This is a genomic window from Arthrobacter sp. YA7-1, from assembly GCF_025960325.1.
In the GTDB taxonomy this organism is placed as follows: domain Bacteria; phylum Actinomycetota; class Actinomycetes; order Actinomycetales; family Micrococcaceae; genus Arthrobacter; species Arthrobacter bambusae_A.
The window spans coordinates 1,636,978-1,653,192 of sequence record NZ_CP110114.1 but is presented as its reverse complement, the minus strand read 5'-3'; the positions used below and the strand labels follow the sequence as shown (position 1 = coordinate 1,653,192).

The window sequence follows — 16,215 nt, the reverse complement described above, 5'->3', positions numbered from 1 at the left end:
TATTCCGCGTGCCGCATATGTACTGAGATGGACGCTGCGCGGAGGGAACGTTCACACGCCCGCATTGGCGGAATTCCACGCTTCACGTAAAGTTACTCATCAGTAACTTGAGTATCGTGAATTGCGACACACCCATTACTTGGCCGTATAGAGTTAGAGCAGCCCCGCAATGGTCTGTTGATATCGAAGGAGCTATCGTGCGTGAATTCAGTGTTCCGCCCCTGGTGAATGTTGCCCCCGAAACCAACATCACGGACCTCGTGGTTCGTCAGGCCGCCAAGGCGTCCAACCCGGCACTGTTTGCCAAGCTCAACAGCGCCGGCCAATGGCAGGATATCCGGGCAACGGACTTCCTCAAGGACGTGTCGGCCCTCGCCAAGGGACTGATCGCCAACGGCGTCAGCGTGGGCGACCGCGTGGGCATCATGTCCAGGACCCGCTACGAGTGGTCCCTCGTGGACTTCGCCATCTGGTTTGCCGGCGGCATTTCCGTGCCGATCTATGAAACGTCGTCGCCGTCGCAAGTGGCCTGGAACCTCGGCGACTCCGGCGCGGTGGCCGCATTCGCCGAGTCCCCGCACCACGAAGACGTGATCCGGCAGGCCGTTACCGGAGAAGGCCTCGGCTCAGTCGCCCATGTCTGGCAGCTCGAAGGCGGCGGCCTTGACGCACTCCGCGACTCCGGCAGCGCCGTCAGCGACGAGGAACTCGAGGCGCGCCGCAGCAGCGCGGAACTGGCCGACGTCGCCACGATCATCTACACCTCGGGCACCACAGGCCGCCCGAAGGGTTGCGAACTCACGCACGGCAACTTCGTGGAACTCTCGGAGAACGCCTTGGCCTCCCTCGGGAACGTCGTCAACGAGAACGCCAAGACCATCATGTTCCTTCCGCTGGCCCACGTCTTTGCCCGTTTCATCTCGGTCCTGGCCGTCGCCGCGGGGGCCCAAGTGGCGCACACGCCCGATATCAAGAACCTCTTGGCGGACCTGCAGAGCTTCCAGCCCTCCTTCATCCTGGCTGTCCCCCGCGTCTTCGAGAAGGTCTTCAACTCGGCCCTCACCACGGCAGAGGACGGTGGCAAGGGCGCCATCTTCCACAAGGCCGTGGACACCGCGATCGCCTACTCGAAGGCGCAGCAGTCGGGATCCGTCGGCTTGGTGCTCAGGCTCAAGCATGCAGTCTTCGACCGTTTGGTGTACGGGAAGCTTCGCGCTGCCATGGGTGGCCATGTCAGCCACGCCGTCTCCGGCGGTGGCCCGCTCGGCGAACGGCTGGGCCATTTCTTCCACGGTATCGGCCTGCAGATCCTGGAAGGCTACGGCCTCACGGAGACCACGGCGCCCATATCAGTCAACACCCCGTCCCTGATCAAGATCGGCACGGTGGGGGCGCCGCTCCCCGGCAATGCGGTCAGGATCGCCGACGACGGCGAAATCCTCGCCAAGGGCGTCTGCGTCATGAGGGGCTACTTCAAGCGGGATGACCTTGCCGCGGAAACCTTCGTGGACGGCTGGTTCCGCACGGGTGACATCGGCGAACTGGATGAACAGGGGTTCCTGAAGATCACCGGCCGCAAGAAGGAAATCATCGTCACCGCCAGCGGCAAGAACGTGGTGCCCGCCCTGCTGGAGGACCAGATCCGCGCGGATGCGCTGGTGTCCCAAGTCCTCGTCATCGGCGACAACCGGCCCTTCATCGGCGCGCTGGTCACCCTCGACGAGGAAGCCCTGCCCGGCTGGCTGGAGCGCCATGGCCTTCCCTCATCCACGACGACGACCGCTGCCGCGGACAACGCCCTTGTCCGGGCGGCGGTCCAGGAATTGATCAGCCACGCGAATCAGTCCGTCTCGCATGCGGAGGCCATCAAGTCGTTCCGGATCGTGCCGTCCGACTTCACCGAGGCTTCCGGCCACCTCACGCCGTCGCTGAAGGTCAAGCGCGCCCAGGTCATGAAGGACTTCGACGCCGTGATCGAGGAAATGTACTCGGCGCCCAAGGCGTCCTGACGCGCCGCACGCGACGCATCGGTCAAAGCAATGAAGGAAGGTCCCGGGCTTTAGCCCGGGACCTTCCTTCATGTGTGCTCCGCGGAGGAGCGGGCCGCTATTCGACCACGATCAGCAGATCGCCGCCCTGGACCTGCTCCACGTTGTTGATGGCGAGGCGCGAGACCGTGCCGGCCACCGGCGTCGTGATGGACGCCTCCATCTTCATTGCCTCGATAGTGGCGACGGTGTCGCCGGCCTTGACGGTGTCCCCGGCTTTGACGGTCAGCGTCACGGCGCCGGCGAACGGCGCTGCGACCTGGCCGGGCTGGGACGCATCCGCCTTCTCCGCCGCCTTCACGTTGCTGACGACGGACTTGTCGCGGACCACCACGGGGCGGGACTGGCCGTTGAGCTTGCACATGACGGTGCGCATGCCCTTTTCGTCAGGCTCCGAGACTGCTTCCAGGGAAGCGATCAGGCGCACGCCCTTTTCGAGCTCCATGACGTGTTCGGTACCGAGCTGGAGACCGTAGAGGTAGTCGCGGGTATCGAGCACCGACAGGTTGCCGTAGGTATCCACGCTCTTGAGGTAGTCCTTGGTGGGGCCCGCGAACAGCAACCGGTTCAGTGTCCTCTGGCGGGTCTTCGAATCACCCTTGAGCGCCGCGCTGTCTTCGGGGCTCAATTCGACGTCGCGGACCTTGATGCTGCGGCCCTGGAGCGCCTTGGTGCGGAACGGCTCCGGCCATCCTCCGGGAGGATCTCCCAGTTCACCCGACAGGAAGCCGATGACGGAGTCCGGGATGTCGTAGTTCTGCGGGTTCTCGTTGAAGTCCGCAGGATCCGCATGGATTCCCACGAGGTGCAGGGCGAGATCACCGACCACCTTGGACGATGGCGTGACCTTCACCAAACGGCCCAGAATACGGTCCGCGGCGGTGTACATGTCCTCGATGGCCTCGAAACGCTCGCCAAGGCCGAGCGCGATGGCCTGCTGGCGCAGGTTGGACAGCTGGCCGCCCGGGATTTCGTGCTGGTAGACCCGGCCCGTAGGACCGGGAAGCCCGGATTCGAACGGTGCGTAGACCCGCCGGACCGCCTCCCAATAGGGCTCCATGGAGCTCACGCTGGCCAGGCTGAGCCCGGTATCGCGCGGCGTGTGTGCCAATGCGGCCACGAGGGCCGACGCCGACGGCTGGCTCGTGGTACCCGCCAGGGACGCTGACGCGACGTCGACGGCGTCCACGCCGGCGTCCACAGCCGCCAGCAAGGTGGCCAGTTGGCCGCCTGCGGTGTCGTGGGTGTGCAGGTGGACAGGCAGGTCGAAGCGTTCGCGCAAGGCGCTGACAAGCTTGGCTGCCGCCGCCGGGCGAAGCAGCCCGGCCATGTCCTTGATGGCGAGGATGTGCGCACCGGCGTCGACGATCTTCTGGGCGAGGTCCAGGTAGTAGTCGAGGGTGTACAGGGTCTCGTCCGGGTCGAGGAGATCGCCGGTGTAGCAGAGTGCCACCTCAGCTACCGCGGTGCCGGTGGCCCGCACGGCGCGGATGGCAGGAGCCATCTGGTTGACGTCGTTGAGGGCGTCGAAGATGCGGAAGATGTCGATGCCCGTTGCCGCGGCCTCGTTGACGAATGCCTCGGTGACTTCCTCCGGGTAGGGCGTGTACCCGACCGTGTTGCGGCCACGCAGCAGCATCTGCAGGCAGACATTGGGCAGGGCCTTGCGCAGGGCGGCCAGCCGGTCCCAGGGATCCTCGCCGAGGAAGCGCAGGGCGACGTCGTAGGTGGCGCCGCCCCAGGCTTCGACCGACAGCAGCTCGGGCAGCAGCGCGGAGACCGCAGGGCCGGCCGCGACGAGGTCGCGGGTACGGACACGGGTGGCGAGCAGCGACTGGTGCGCGTCGCGGAATGTTGTGTCGGTGACGGCGACGGCGGTCTGTTCGCGCAGCGCCTTCGCAAAGCCAACGGGACCAAGCTCCTGCAGCTTCTGGCGCGAACCGGCCGGTGCAACGATCCCTGCAACCGAAGGGAGCTTGGCCGCGGGATCCGTGTGGACTTTGAGTTCGCCGTTGGGCTTGTTGACCGTCACGTCGGCCAACCAGGTCAGCAGCTTGGTTCCGCGGTCCGCGGAGACGTGGGACTTCAGCAGTTCAGGACGTTTGTCGATGAAGTCGGTCGCCACGTTGCCGGCAATGAAGTCGGGGTCCGCGAGGACGGCCTGGAGGAAGGGGATGTTGGTGGACACGCCACGGATCCGGAACTCTGCCAGACCGCGCCGGGCACGGGCCACTGCGGCCGGGTAGTCGCGTCCGCGGCAGGTCAGCTTGACCAACATGGAGTCGAAGTGCGGGCTGATCTCGGCACCGGAGTAGACCGTGCCGCCGTCGAGACGGACACCGGCGCCGCCGGCCGAACGGTAGCCGGTGATCTTTCCGACGTCGGGCCGGAAGCCATTGGCGGGATCTTCCGTGGTGATGCGGCACTGCAGGGCGGCGCCCTTGATGGATACCGACTCCTGGCTCAAGCCGAGGTCTGCGAGTGTCTCGCCCGAGGCAATGCGCATCTGCGCCTGGACGAGGTCCACGTCCGTGATTTCCTCGGTGACCGTGTGCTCAACCTGGATGCGCGGGTTCATCTCGATGAAGACGTGCTGGCCGGCCCGTTCGCCCTCGGTGTCCACGAGGAACTCGACCGTTCCGGCGTTGACGTAGTTCAGGGCCTTGGCGAAAGCCACAGCATCCCGGTAGAGGGCCTGGCGGATTGACTCGTCCAGGTTGGGAGCCGGAGCGATTTCCACGACTTTCTGGTGGCGGCGCTGCAGGGAACAGTCGCGCTCGAAGAGATGCATGACATTGCCCTCGGCGTCCGCCAGGATCTGTACCTCGATGTGACGGGGACGCAGCACGGCCTGCTCCAGGAACATGGTGGGATCGCCGAACGCGGCGTCCGCCTCGCGCATGGCCGACTGGAGGGCTTCCGGAAGGTCCTCGCGGGTCTCCACCCGGCGCATGCCGCGGCCGCCGCCACCGGCGACGGCCTTGGCGAAGATCGGGAATCCGACCTCGTCCGCCGCGGCGATGAGCTCGTCGATGTCACGGGACGGCGCACTCGACTTCAAGACCGGCACGCCGGCCTTGCGGGCGGCCTCGAGAGCGGCGACCTTGTTGCCCGCGAGCTCAAGCACCTCCGCCGGAGGGCCGACAAACGTGATGCCCGCCTCTTGGGCTGCCCGGGCGAGGTCAGGGTTTTCCGACAGGAATCCGTAGCCCGGGTAGATTGCGTCCGCACCCGCTTCCTTGGCGACCCGGACGATTTCATCCACGTCCAGGTAAGCGCGGACCGGATGACCCTCCTTGCCAATCAGATAGGCCTCATCAGCCTTCTGACGGTGGATCGAATTGCGATCCTCATACGGGAAGACCGCTACGGTCTTGGCGCCGAGTTCGTAGCCGGCGCGGAAGGCCCTGATCGCGATCTCGCCGCGATTAGCCACCAGAATCTTGGAAAACATGCTTCTCCTGCATCATTGCGGGTGTAACGGTCGGTGGTCACAGTGTGTAAGACCTCCATACCCAAACACAAATCTTTGTGGTGACTGTCACACGGGAATTCGTCACGAGCAGTGTACCTTCGCGCACGATGCAGTTTCACGTGCTAAAAGGCGATCGACTTCGGACGGCCAAGCCGTTCCGGGCCGATAAGGCAGGAAACGGCGGCCACTCAACATATGATGTTGAAGGGCAGCGGCAGAGCCCCGGTTCCGGCAAGGCCGGAACACAAGCACCGCGACACGGCAACCGGCGTTAGGTTTTGGGTTTTCAAGTGCAAGTAGTCAGCATCAGCAGCCTCAAAGGCGGCGTGGGCAAGACATCCGTAACCACTGGGCTAGCCTCGGCCGCATTGGCCGCAGGGATCCCCACCCTTGTCGTGGACCTGGATCCCCACGCGGACGCCACCACGGCCCTCGGCGTCCAGGCCGGCGAGCAACTCGACATTGGCCGCATGCTGAAGAACCCCCGCAAGGCGAGGCTCTTGGACAACGTGGTCAGCAGCGGCTGGGTTGACCACCCCCGCGGCAATGGCGGAGGGACGGCCCTTGATGTCGCCGTCGGATCCGCGTACACCGGAATCTACGATCGGCCGGACCTTGGGCGCCGCGATCTCCGCCGCCTGACGGCAGTCCTTGCCGCGGCCGAAAAGTACGAGCTGGTACTCGTGGACTGTCCGCCGTCCCTCAACGGCCTCACACGCATGGCCTGGACCGCGAGTGACCGCGTGGTCCTCGTCGCCGAGCCGGGGCTCTTCTCGGTAGCCGGCACGGAACGCACCATGCGCGCCATCCAACTGTTCCGCCAGGAGTTCGCCCCCCAGCTGGCCCCGGCAGGGATCGTTGCCAACCGCGTCCGTCCCGCCTCGTCCGAGCACACCTTCCGCCTCGCCGAGATGGAATCCATGTTCGGCGAGCTCCTGCTGGCACCGCACATTCCGGAGCAGGCCAACTGGCAGCAAATCCAGGGGGCCGCCCACGCAGTTCACCACTGGCCGGGCGACTCCGCCAAGAACACCGCCAAGCTGTTCGACACGCTTCTGGCGAATATGTTGTCCTCCCACAACGGCACGCGGGACCGCCGCAAACGCTGACGGGAGTCCTCGGGGCAGAAGCCGCCCTTTCGAGATCATCGATCGTCGAGAAAAGCCAATGGAGCCGCCTTCCTGTTGGAAGGCGGCTCCATTGGCCTTCAGTGGCATCTTCTGTGGCCGCTGGCGGCAAACCCGACGGCGGTTCAGCCCGTCCGGCGCGCGGAGCGGCGCTTACTGAGTTCGTCGTCCGGAAATGACTGTTCTGCGGCGTGTTCGCTCGGAAGGGCGGCAAGGCTGCCCTCGACTTCGCGCCACACGCGGCCTACCGCGATGCCGAATACGCCCTGGCCGCCCTGCACCAGGTCAATGACTTCGTCCGCTGAAGTACATTCATAGACGCTCGCGCCGTCGCTCATGAGCGTGATCTGCGCCAGGTCTTCCACTCCCCGTTCGCGCAAATGTTCAACGGCCGTGCGGATCTGCTGAAGGGACACACCTGTATCGAGGAGGCGCTTGACGACCTTGAGTACCAGGATGTCCCGGAAGCCATACAGGCGCTGCGATCCGGAACCGGCGGCGCCCCGCACTGCGGGTTCAACAAGTCCAGTACGTGCCCAGTAGTCCAGCTGACGGTAGGTAATCCCTGCCGCCTTGCACGCGGTGGGGCCACGGTAGCCGGCATCTTCGTCCAGGACCGGAAGGTCCTCGGTGAAAAGCAGACCCTGGGCACCGCTTGCGGGTACAGCAACGCCTGTCGAGGCCTGCTTTAGCTCGCCTGCTTCGCCTTTGGGACTCACGTGACCCTCCTTGTCAGAAGTTCCCTTGGGGATGGTGCATACGGGGGCAACACGAAAAGGGGAAATGCACTCGTGTAATTTCAACGCGTCCGCACCTTTCAGTGTGACCTGCGCGGGTCCTGTACGCAACGGGAACTTGATATCTTCGACGTTAGGCGTGCCGGGGCCTCAGGTCAAAGACGTCCGGGCCCTTTTCGGATCGTGTCGAAACTTTCATCCTCCACTTTAACCTTAGGCTGCCTTCAGCCTTCGAAATCCTCAGGCTCCACATCGTCCAGGAACTCCCGGAATCGGCGCAATTCCCGCTCTTCGTCGACTTCGGGACCCGGTTCGGCGTCTTCGCCTTCGTCGTGTTCCGTGATCCGGACGCCGGCTTCGTCCATCACGGCGTCGGCGCACCAGATGCGGCATTTCGCCCGCAACGCAAGCGCCAGCGCGTCGGAAGCGCGGGAACTCACCACAGTGCCGTCGTCGAACTGGAGCTGGCCGTAGAAGATGTTGTCCTCGACCGCCACGATGTTCACGCTGATGATCGTGTGGCCGAGCGCCTCCACGACGTCGATCATCAAATCGTGGGTCATGGGCCGGGGCGGCACCACGCCTTGTTGAGCCAGGGCGATGGCGCTGGCTTCGGGCGTGCCGATCCAAATGGGAACATGGCGTTCCCCGTGCATCTCACGCAAGAGGACCAAGGGCTGGTTTGAAGGCAGTTCAATCCGCACTCCAACGATCTCGACCTCAATCATCATGCATCCATACGGGAGATACGGTCCTGCACCAAAGCTCGATGCAGGCTGAGGCAGAGTTCGCTGATTTCCCGGGCGGCTTCGGCAGCCCGGGATTGCGATGCCGCATCCTTGCGGGACGTCAAGGGAGCGACAACCCGTTCCACCAAGCCGAACTCGCGCTCGGCTGCCGCCTGGAAGGGACGGAGGTGCCGCGGTTCAAGTCCGTGGCTTTCAAGTTGGACACACGCGCGCGCCACCTGGAGGGCGTGTTCGTCGAATTTGCCGTTGACGTGGTTGATGAGCCCATAACTGAGGAGTGACTGCAGGAGCGGAACGCTGGCGCCGGATTCCGTCCGCAGCTGTTCCTCGCTCAGGGCACGTGCGCGGCCCTGCAGCTCGGCCGCGAGTTCGTCCGAGACAATACGGGGGGAAACCGACACCCCCGGCGGGAGGTTTTCGGGGCGCTCTCCACGGTCGATCGCGTCGAGGTAGTCCTTGATGACTTTGAGGGGCAGGTACTGGTCACGCTGGAGGGACAGCACGAAGCGCAGGCGTTCGACGTCGCTTTCGGCGTATTGCCGGTAACCGGCGGGCGTGCGCTTCGGATTGATCAGTCCCTTTTCCTCAAGAAAACGGATCTTGGACGCCGTCATGGTAGGAAAGTCGTCGCTGAGTTGCGCGAGGACCTCTCCGATGTTGAGGACCTGCGGTCCTCGCCGTTCCGGCTGGGGCAGTGCCACAGGCGTACCCGGAATCAGTCTTGGCCTGCTGCGCGGGCAGGGCTCAGGTAGTAGGTGAGGCGGAACTTGCCGATCTGAACCTCGCTGCCGTTCTTGAGCAGCACGTTGTCCACCCGGTCCTGGTTGACATAGGTGCCGTTGAGGCTGCCGGTGTCGACGACTTCGAAGCCCTCGGGGGTGCGTACGAACTCCACGTGCTTGCGCGAAACCGTCACGTCATCCAGGAAGATGTCCGCATCCGGGTGTCGGCCGGCAGTGGTGGTGTCCGAGTCCAGGAGGAACCGCGCACCAGCATTGGGGCCGGTGTGGGCAATGAGCAAGGCCGAGCCAGGAGGCAATGCCTGCACCGCGGCGCGTTCTTCGGCAGCCAGCGGCGGGCGGTCATCCGGCTCGTGATGGCGCACCGGGGTGAGCTGGATCGAGGTGGTCTCCGAGGTTGGCTGTCCTACAGCACCGTGCTCGTCCCGGGCGTGGTTCCGCTTACCGCCAACCATGGAATTCCTCCTCATCCGCCGGCCGTTGTCACCAACTGCCGGTTACGCAACTGCCCGGTTCCCCCGGGCCAAACAGGTCGCTGGCCCGCCGCCGTCGCTCCCCTGTTCCGGGGAGAACCGACTTGGCGGGCCAGATACCATTTAGCCTACCTGTTGTTCGTACTCTGATGCACTGAGAAGGGTCTCGATGGCGTCAGCTTCCGAAAGCTTTACTTCGAACAGCCAGCCGTCACCGTAGGGATCCGAGTTGATCAGGGCAGAGTCGGTGTCGAGAGCCTCGTTGCGGGAGACAATTTCGCCGCTGACCGGGGCGTATATATCGCTCACGCTCTTCGTGGATTCCACTTCACCCACGACGTCGTTGCCCTTCACAGTAGTGCCGGGCTCGGGAAGCTGGGCATAGACGACATCGCCGAGGGCATCCTGGGCGAAGTCCGTGATGCCGACGCGCACGACGCCGTCTGCATTCGGGGCGCTGACCCATTCATGTTCGGCGGTGTAGGAAAGATCGGCAGGAATGTTGCTCATGAGTCGCCTTTCATCGGGACATTTCGGACCACGACGGCGGCCCGGTCATCCGGCCACCGCTGAAAGTATAAGCACATCCATGCCCCCGCCCCACAGGTGTCCGGAATGATTGAAAGCAGACTCGAGACGCATATTCCTGCACCGCCGTCGAAGGAGCGCGATCATGCCGGAACTGCCCGAAATCACTGCCCTGGGCGACTTTCTGGACGAGAAGCTGGCCGGGGCCCAGCTCACCCAGGTATTGCTACCATCGGCGTTTCCCCTGAAAGTAGCGGATGTTCCCCACGAATCTCTGGTCGGGCGGACCGTCGAATCCGTCGGACAGCGGGGCAAATTCCTCGTTTTCGAGATCGCTCCCGAGGCTCCGGACAGCGGAGGCTTTGCAGAGGCCCTCTACGTGATCGTCAGTTTCGCGAAGTCCGGCTGGCTCACCTTCTCGGACAAGAAGCCCGGAGACGAAGCGCCTGCTATGGGCGGATATTTCGCGGCGCAATTGGACTTTTCCAACGATGGCAGCGATTTTGGCATCACGCTTACCGACACCGGAACGTGGAAGGGATTGGCCATCTTCATCGTTCGCCAGCCGGAGGACGTCCATGGCATTGCGGAGCTGGGGCCGGATCCCCTTGACCCCGCCTTCGGCCTGGACGAGTTCAGCCGGCTTTTCACGCACCGGCAGCAGATCAAGGGAATCCTGAAGAACCAAAAGCTTATGGCGGGCATCGGGAACGCCTACAGTGACGAAATCCTCCATGCGGCGAAGCTCTCTCCCGTTGCCCACGCTTCTTCGTTGGACCCGGACGCAGTGAAGCGTCTCTTCACCACGATGCAGGACATTCTCACGGGTGCCATCAAGGGGCTGTCGGGCAAGAAACCGGAAGAGCTGAAGGCGGCCAAGAAAGCCTCGATGCGCGTGCATGGCAGGACCGGCGAGCCTTGCCCGGTCTGCGGGGACACCGTGCGCGAGGTTGCCTTCGTGGGGACTTCGCTGCAGTACTGCCCTACGTGCCAGACCAACGGCGAGATCCTGGCCAAACGCCGTTCGGGCGAAGACTGATCCTGAGGGACCTGCTTTTCGCTAGGCGACCGGTGCCTCCTCAGGTTCGCGTACGACGTCGGCGGCTGCTTGCGGTGCGGAAACGGACTGCGCCGCTCCCCCGCGCCGCGCAGCCGCCGCGGCGGCAATCATGACGAGCAGGGCCGCTACGGTGATGGCGGCACCGGCCCAGATCGGCGAGGTGTAGCCCAGGCCCATGGTGATGGTGACGCCGCCCAGCCAGGCGCCGAGGGCGTTGCCCAGGTTGAAGGCGCCGATATTCGCGCCGGAGGCGAGGGTGGGTGCGGTGGCGGCAAAGTGCATGACGCGCATCTGCAGTCCCGGAACGGTAGCGAAGCCGAAGCCGCCCATGAGTGCCAGCGAGAACAGGGTGGCCACCGGGCTCGCGGCGGTGAGTCCGAAGAACACGAGCACGAGCACCAGGCCCGCGAGGATGACCACAAGCGTGTTGTCGATGGATTTGTCGGCCGCTTTGCCGCCGGCGATGTTGCCGACGAACAGCCCGGCGCCAAACAGGACCAGGAGCCACGGGACGGCGCGGGGATCGAACCCGGAGACGTCGGTCAGGGTGAAGGCAATGTAGGTGAAGGCACCGAACATGCCGCCGAATCCGAGAATTGTGACGATAATCGACAGCCAGACCTGGCCGGACTTGAACGCGCCGAGCTCGCTGCGGAGGCTGCTGGCGACCACCCCTTCTTTAGTGCGCGGGACCATGAGGGCGATGCCGATGAGGGCGACGACGCCGATGATCGTGATGGCCCAGAAGGTGGACCGCCAGCCAAGGTTCTGGCCAAGGAAGGTTCCGAAGGGCACGCCCAGCACGTTCGCGGCGGTGAGGCCCGTGAACATGATGGCAATGGCTCCCGCCTTTTTGTGGGCCGGGACAAGGCCTGCCGCGACCACTGAGCCGATGCCGAAGAAGGCTCCATGGCAGAGCGCTGCGACAATGCGTCCGATCAGCATTGCCTGGTAGCTGTCCGCGATGGCGGACAGGAAATTGCCCGCTATGAACAGGACGAGGAGCCCGATCAGCACAGGCTTGCGGGGCAGGCGGGTGACGGCCGCCGTAACCAGGAGGGCGCCGACCACGACGCTCAGCGCATAGCCGGTGATGAACCATCCGGCGGCCGCTTCGCTGACTCCGAAGTCGGTGGCAATTTCTGGCAAAAGGCCCATGATGACGAATTCGGTCAAGCCAATGCCGAATCCGCCGAGGGCAAGGGCGATCAACCCTGCGGGCATGTTGTTGCTCCTTTGTGGGGATGGATTCCCGTGAGACTGGAAGTGCGTCGCCGAGAACCGTAGAATATTAGTTGCAGACGCTGCATATATAGTTGCACACGCCATGTAATTGCGCAAGCAACTACTTTTGCGTGCGTCTGGTTTCTTCATCAATCGGCAGGAGTTACGGGAGACATGGGCATCAAGGACGACGCCGTTGAGGTGCGGGCGCAGGGGTGGCGGACTCTCGCGGCGCTGCACGGCAACATCGAGGCAGCACTGGAGAAGGCGTTGCAGTCCGCCGCGGATCTTTCCGTAGTCGAGTACACGGTGCTGGACGCGCTGAGCCGCCAGGACGGCTGGCACATGCGGATGCAGCAGCTCGCGAGGGCCACGGCGCTTTCCAGCAGCGCCACGACGCGTTTGGTGAACCGGCTCGAAGACCGGGGGCTGCTGACCAGGATCCTGTGCGCCGACGACCGGCGAGGGATCTACACGGAACTCACCGAGGCCGGCCAGAAGCTGTTGCTGGCCGCCAGGCCCGTGCATGACGAAACCCTCGCGGAGTCCCTGACGGCCGCAGAATCGGTGCCCGAGCTCGAGCCCCTGGTGAAGGCGTTGGGGGCGTTGCAGGGGGCTTGAGGGCGTTAGACCTTCTTGACCACGCTTGACTTGAGCTGCATGGGTCCGAAGCCGTCCACCTTGCAGTCGATATCGTGATCCCCCACGCCGTTCACGAGGCGGATGTTGCGGACCTTGGTGCCGACCTTGATGGCCGTGGCGCTCCCCTTGACCTTGAGGTCCTTGACCACCGTCACGGTATCCCCGTCTGAGAGGACGTTGCCCACGGCGTCCTTGATCTCCGTTGACTCGGCTTCCGCTTCGTCAGAAGCCGCCGGCGCCCATTCGTGCGCGCATTCGGGGCAGACCAGCAAGGCACCCATCTCGTAGGTGTATTCGCTGGCGCATTCGGGGCAAGGGGGAAGTGTTTCGCTCACCGTCCAATGATAGTTGGGGGCGGTCCAACACGGAGACGAGGACCCGGGCACACGGAGACGGCCGGCGAGAACCCCGGAATCTCGCGGAATTGGACACGTAGATTGGAACTGCAGACCACTTAATTCTTGGGTTTGACCACTGGGAGGCCACATGTCGGCCATATATTGCCAATGCCCAAGACTTCGAAAGTTGGTGCATGAACCGTGCAGTTGCCTACATGGGGCCTCGTCCTGGGATGGCTGGTCGTCAGCATATATCTTCGCTCGCCCAGACTCTTCGCCCTGATGACTGACTCAAGACGAGTGAGCGCCTTCCTGACCTTCTTTGGTTTGGGAAATCGCTTACGACACGGCGAGTCACGTCATTTCAAAGCTCTGGGCCCTTCAAACAAGGTCAGGAAGGCGAGTCAGGCCGGGAGAATCATGGGGACGGCGTCGATTCTGCTGGATCACTCTCTTCGCCGAAGTTCCCGGTCCCGTGATTCCGCAGATCCATTCGAATGATTGAGCAGGATCCAACCCGCACTCGAGGCCACACCAACACTTAAACGCAAAGTCCCGGGAACGTTTACGTTCCCGGGACTTTGCTATCCATACCTTGCGGTCGGGCTGACAGGATTTGAACCTGCGACCCCTTGACCCCCAGTCAAGTGCGCTACCAAGCTGCGCTACAGCCCGTCAGTCCTGCCGTTCTCCGCCTAGGTTTTCACCTAAGCAGTCCGGCCGAACCACCTCAAAAAGCTTACACGATGTTCGAGGTTCCCAATGACACCTTGGCGGGTGTCATCTGTGATGCGCGTCTCAATTAACGCTTCTTGCCGCGCTTTTCACGGACGCGCATGTTGACCTCGATCGGCGTGCCGTCGAAGCCAAAGGTCTCGCGCAGCCGGCGAGTGATGAACCGGCGGTATCCGGGGTCCAGGAAGCCCGTGGTGAAGAGCACGAACTTCGGCGGACGGCTGGACGCCTGGGTGCCGAACAGGATGCGGGGCTGCTTGCCGCCGCGTACCGGGTGCGGGTGGGCAGCCACGAGCTCGCCCAGGAACGCATTCAAGCGACCCGTGGGGATGCGCTTGTCCCAGCTCTCCAAGGCGAGGTCCAGTGCGGGCACCAGGCGGTCCTTGTGCCAGCCGGTCTTGGCGGAAATGTTGACTCGCGGAGCCCATTCAACGTGCGCCAGGTCCTGCTCGATTTCCCGCTCAAGGTAGCGGCGGCGTTCGTCGTCGAGCAGGTCCCACTTGTTGAACGCGAGCACCAGCGCGCGGCCGGACTCGATGGCGAGCTGCAGGATGCGGACATCCTGCTCGCTGAGCACCTCGTCGACGGCCAGGAGCACGACGGCGACCTCCGCCTTTTCGAGCGCGGCCTGCGTACGGAGGGAGGCGTAGAAGTCCGCGCCCTGGGCCATGTGCTGGCGGCGGCGGATGCCTGCGGTGTCCACGAAGCGCCAGGTGCGGCCACCGAGTTCGATGAATTCGTCCACGGGGTCGCGGGTGGTCCCGGCGAGGGGATCAACGACGACGCGCTCGGAGCCGGCCAGCTTGTTCAGCAAGGAGGACTTGCCGACGTTCGGGCGGCCGATGAGGGCGATGCGGCGTGGACCACCGGAGCGCTCGACGCCTTCGACGGTGGAGAACTCGGGCAGGGTGTCCATGACGTGGTCCAGGAGGTCGGCAACGCCGCGGCCATGGAGGGCGGACACCGGGTACGGCTCGCCGAAGCCAAGGCCCCAAAGCGTTGCCGAGTCGGCTTCCTGCGCAAAGTCGTCAACCTTGTTGGCCACCATGATGACCGGCTTCTTCGACTTGCGGAGCATCTTCATGACGCCTTCGTCCGTGGCGGTGGCGCCCACGGCGGAGTCCACCACGAAGAGCACGGCGTCAGCCAGTTCCACGGCCATCTCGGCCTGCTCGGCGACGCGGGCGTGGATGCCCCTGGCATCGTGCTCCCAGCCACCGGTGTCCACCAGCGTGAAATTGCGGCCGTTCCAGTGAGCCGAGTACATGACACGGTCACGGGTAACGCCGGGGGTGTCCTCGACCACGGCCTCGCGGCGGCCGAGGATGCGGTTCACCAGCGTGGACTTACCGACGTTGGGGCGGCCAATGATGGCCAGGACCGGGTCAAGCTTGAGGGGGCCGTCTTCGCCTTCGTCGTCGTAGAGTCCGCTCAGCAGGGCTGCGTCGTCCTCGTCGAGGTCGTAGTCTTCCAGGCCTGCGCGGAGGGAGGCTGCGCGGAGTTCGGCTTCGTCGTCGTCCAGGGCGGCGAGGTTTTCAGCCACCTGGTCGGTGCCGGTGGGCGTGTATTCGTCGTCGCCGGCTCCGATGTTGCCGGATTTGTGAGTCGTATCGCTCATTGCACTTTCCTTAGTGGTGATCTGCCGGCGTCCCGGCTACTTCTTCTTGGCGGTGCTGCATTGGCTGTGGGCCGGCGCATTAGTCCCCCGGAAGGGACTGACCGGTGGTCTTGACGGCATCCTGGACGTGTCCAGCCAGCGCAGCGCGGATCTCCGCAGCCGCCCTGTCCATTGAAACACGCCCCGACTCGCCATTTCTGCGGGTCACATTGAAGGGGGCTCCGAAACTGACCTGCAGCTGACGGCGCAGCCTCGGAATGTGATCACGGTGTTCGTCTTCGATCCGGGTTCCGAGGATGGCCACGGGAATCACTGTGGCTCCGGTCATCAGCGCGAGCCATGCGACGCCGTTGCTGATGTTGCCGGCGGTGCCGCTTCCCCGCGTTCCTTCGGGGAGGATCCCCACGCAACGGCCGGCGTCGAGCACTTTCTTTCCGAGCTGGAGCGCCGAGCGGTCGCCCGTGCGGTCGATGGAAATCTGTCCCGACGCACGAAGCACCTTTCCCAGGAACCCCTTGAACATCTCTTTCTTGACCAGGATGTGCATGGGCCGTGGAGCCGCGCCGAACATCACCGGCCCGTCCAGGAAGCTGATGTGGTTGCCCGCGAAAATGACCGGGCCGGATTTGGGAACATTGGAGCGTCCCGTGATCGCGGTCCGGTACAGGACATGGTCCAACAGCCAGCCAACAGGCCGGCTCCAGATCATGGTCCAGCGTGC

General features: G+C 64.1%; 13 protein-coding genes, 1 tRNA gene and 1 pseudogene. 4 read left to right on the top strand and 11 right to left on the bottom strand.

Annotated features, from left to right (window positions below; translation table 11 throughout):
* The first annotated feature begins 197 nt into the window (after window positions 1–197).
* Window positions 198–2,009 carry an AMP-dependent synthetase/ligase gene (locus tag OIT41_RS07715; RefSeq protein ID WP_264637713.1) on the top strand — a complete coding sequence of 604 codons (1,812 nt, stop codon included), beginning with the start codon at window positions 198–200 and terminating at the stop codon, window positions 2,007–2,009.
* A 97-nt stretch (window positions 2,010–2,106) separates the two neighbouring features.
* Here the strand turns inward: OIT41_RS07715 and OIT41_RS07710 are convergent, their stop codons facing one another.
* Window positions 2,107–5,502 (bottom strand): pyruvate carboxylase, encoded by a 3,396-nt coding sequence (locus OIT41_RS07710; protein ID WP_241710266.1) that lies wholly within the window; start codon window positions 5,500–5,502, stop codon window positions 2,107–2,109.
* 311 nt (window positions 5,503–5,813) lie between these two features.
* Here OIT41_RS07710 and OIT41_RS07705 point away from each other — a divergent pair, with 311 nt between their 5' ends.
* Window positions 5,814–6,632 (top strand): ParA family protein, encoded by an 819-nt coding sequence (locus tag OIT41_RS07705; protein ID WP_078105593.1) that lies wholly within the window; start codon window positions 5,814–5,816, stop codon window positions 6,630–6,632.
* A 143-nt stretch (window positions 6,633–6,775) separates the two neighbouring features.
* Here the strand turns inward: OIT41_RS07705 and OIT41_RS07700 are convergent, their stop codons facing one another.
* From OIT41_RS07700 to gcvH, 5 genes are all read right to left on the bottom strand, one after another.
* Window positions 6,776–7,369 (bottom strand): MerR family transcriptional regulator, encoded by a 594-nt coding sequence (locus OIT41_RS07700; protein WP_078105594.1) that lies wholly within the window; start codon window positions 7,367–7,369, stop codon window positions 6,776–6,778.
* A gap of 242 nt (window positions 7,370–7,611) precedes the next feature.
* Complete coding sequence (locus tag OIT41_RS07695) at window positions 7,612–8,115, bottom strand: bifunctional nuclease family protein (protein WP_078105595.1); 504 nt, start codon at window positions 8,113–8,115, stop codon at window positions 7,612–7,614.
* Window positions 8,115–8,831, bottom strand: a complete 717-nt coding sequence (locus OIT41_RS07690; RefSeq protein WP_241710275.1) for a MerR family transcriptional regulator — start codon at window positions 8,829–8,831, stop codon at window positions 8,115–8,117. Before OIT41_RS07690 ends, OIT41_RS07695 begins: the two co-directional genes overlap by 1 nt.
* A 20-nt stretch (window positions 8,832–8,851) precedes the next feature.
* Window positions 8,852–9,331: an FHA domain-containing protein gene (locus OIT41_RS07685; RefSeq protein WP_241710265.1), complete on the bottom strand. Its 480-nt coding sequence runs from the start codon at window positions 9,329–9,331 to the stop codon at window positions 8,852–8,854.
* Between the two features lie 141 nt (window positions 9,332–9,472).
* Window positions 9,473–9,859 carry a glycine cleavage system protein GcvH gene (gene gcvH, locus OIT41_RS07680; protein ID WP_078105597.1) on the bottom strand — a complete coding sequence of 129 codons (387 nt, stop codon included), beginning with the start codon at window positions 9,857–9,859 and terminating at the stop codon, window positions 9,473–9,475.
* Window positions 9,860–10,022: 163 nt separating this feature from the next.
* On the opposite strand from gcvH, the gene OIT41_RS07675 reads away from it, so the two are divergent.
* A complete protein-coding gene (locus tag OIT41_RS07675) occupies window positions 10,023–10,916 on the top strand; it encodes a DNA-formamidopyrimidine glycosylase family protein (RefSeq protein ID WP_264637712.1) in 894 nt (297 codons plus the stop codon).
* Window positions 10,917–10,937: 21 nt separating this feature from the next.
* Here OIT41_RS07675 and OIT41_RS07670 read toward each other — a convergent pair whose 3' ends face one another.
* Window positions 10,938–12,161, bottom strand: coding sequence for an MFS transporter (locus OIT41_RS07670; protein WP_264637711.1), 1,224 nt, complete (start codon window positions 12,159–12,161; stop codon window positions 10,938–10,940).
* 174 nt (window positions 12,162–12,335) lie between these two features.
* On the opposite strand from OIT41_RS07670, the gene OIT41_RS07665 reads away from it, so the two are divergent.
* Window positions 12,336–12,782, top strand: coding sequence for a MarR family winged helix-turn-helix transcriptional regulator (locus tag OIT41_RS07665; protein WP_078105600.1), 447 nt, complete (start codon window positions 12,336–12,338; stop codon window positions 12,780–12,782).
* Window positions 12,783–12,787: 5 nt separating this feature from the next.
* Here OIT41_RS07665 and OIT41_RS07660 read toward each other — a convergent pair whose 3' ends face one another.
* The 4 genes and pseudogenes from OIT41_RS07660 to OIT41_RS07645 form a co-directional block, all read right to left on the bottom strand.
* Window positions 12,788–13,138 carry a zinc ribbon domain-containing protein YjdM gene (locus OIT41_RS07660; RefSeq protein WP_264637710.1) on the bottom strand — a complete coding sequence of 117 codons (351 nt, stop codon included), beginning with the start codon at window positions 13,136–13,138 and terminating at the stop codon, window positions 12,788–12,790.
* 604 nt (window positions 13,139–13,742) lie between these two features.
* Window positions 13,743–13,816 (bottom strand) — tRNA-Pro (locus tag OIT41_RS07655).
* Window positions 13,817–13,943: 127 nt separating this feature from the next.
* Entirely contained in the window at window positions 13,944–15,494 is a 1,551-nt protein-coding gene (gene der / locus OIT41_RS07650) for a ribosome biogenesis GTPase Der (protein ID WP_078105603.1), read from the bottom strand.
* Between the two features lie 10 nt (window positions 15,495–15,504).
* Window positions 15,505–16,203, bottom strand: a pseudogene (locus OIT41_RS07645) (lysophospholipid acyltransferase family protein).
* Window positions 16,204–16,215 lie beyond the last annotated feature (12 nt).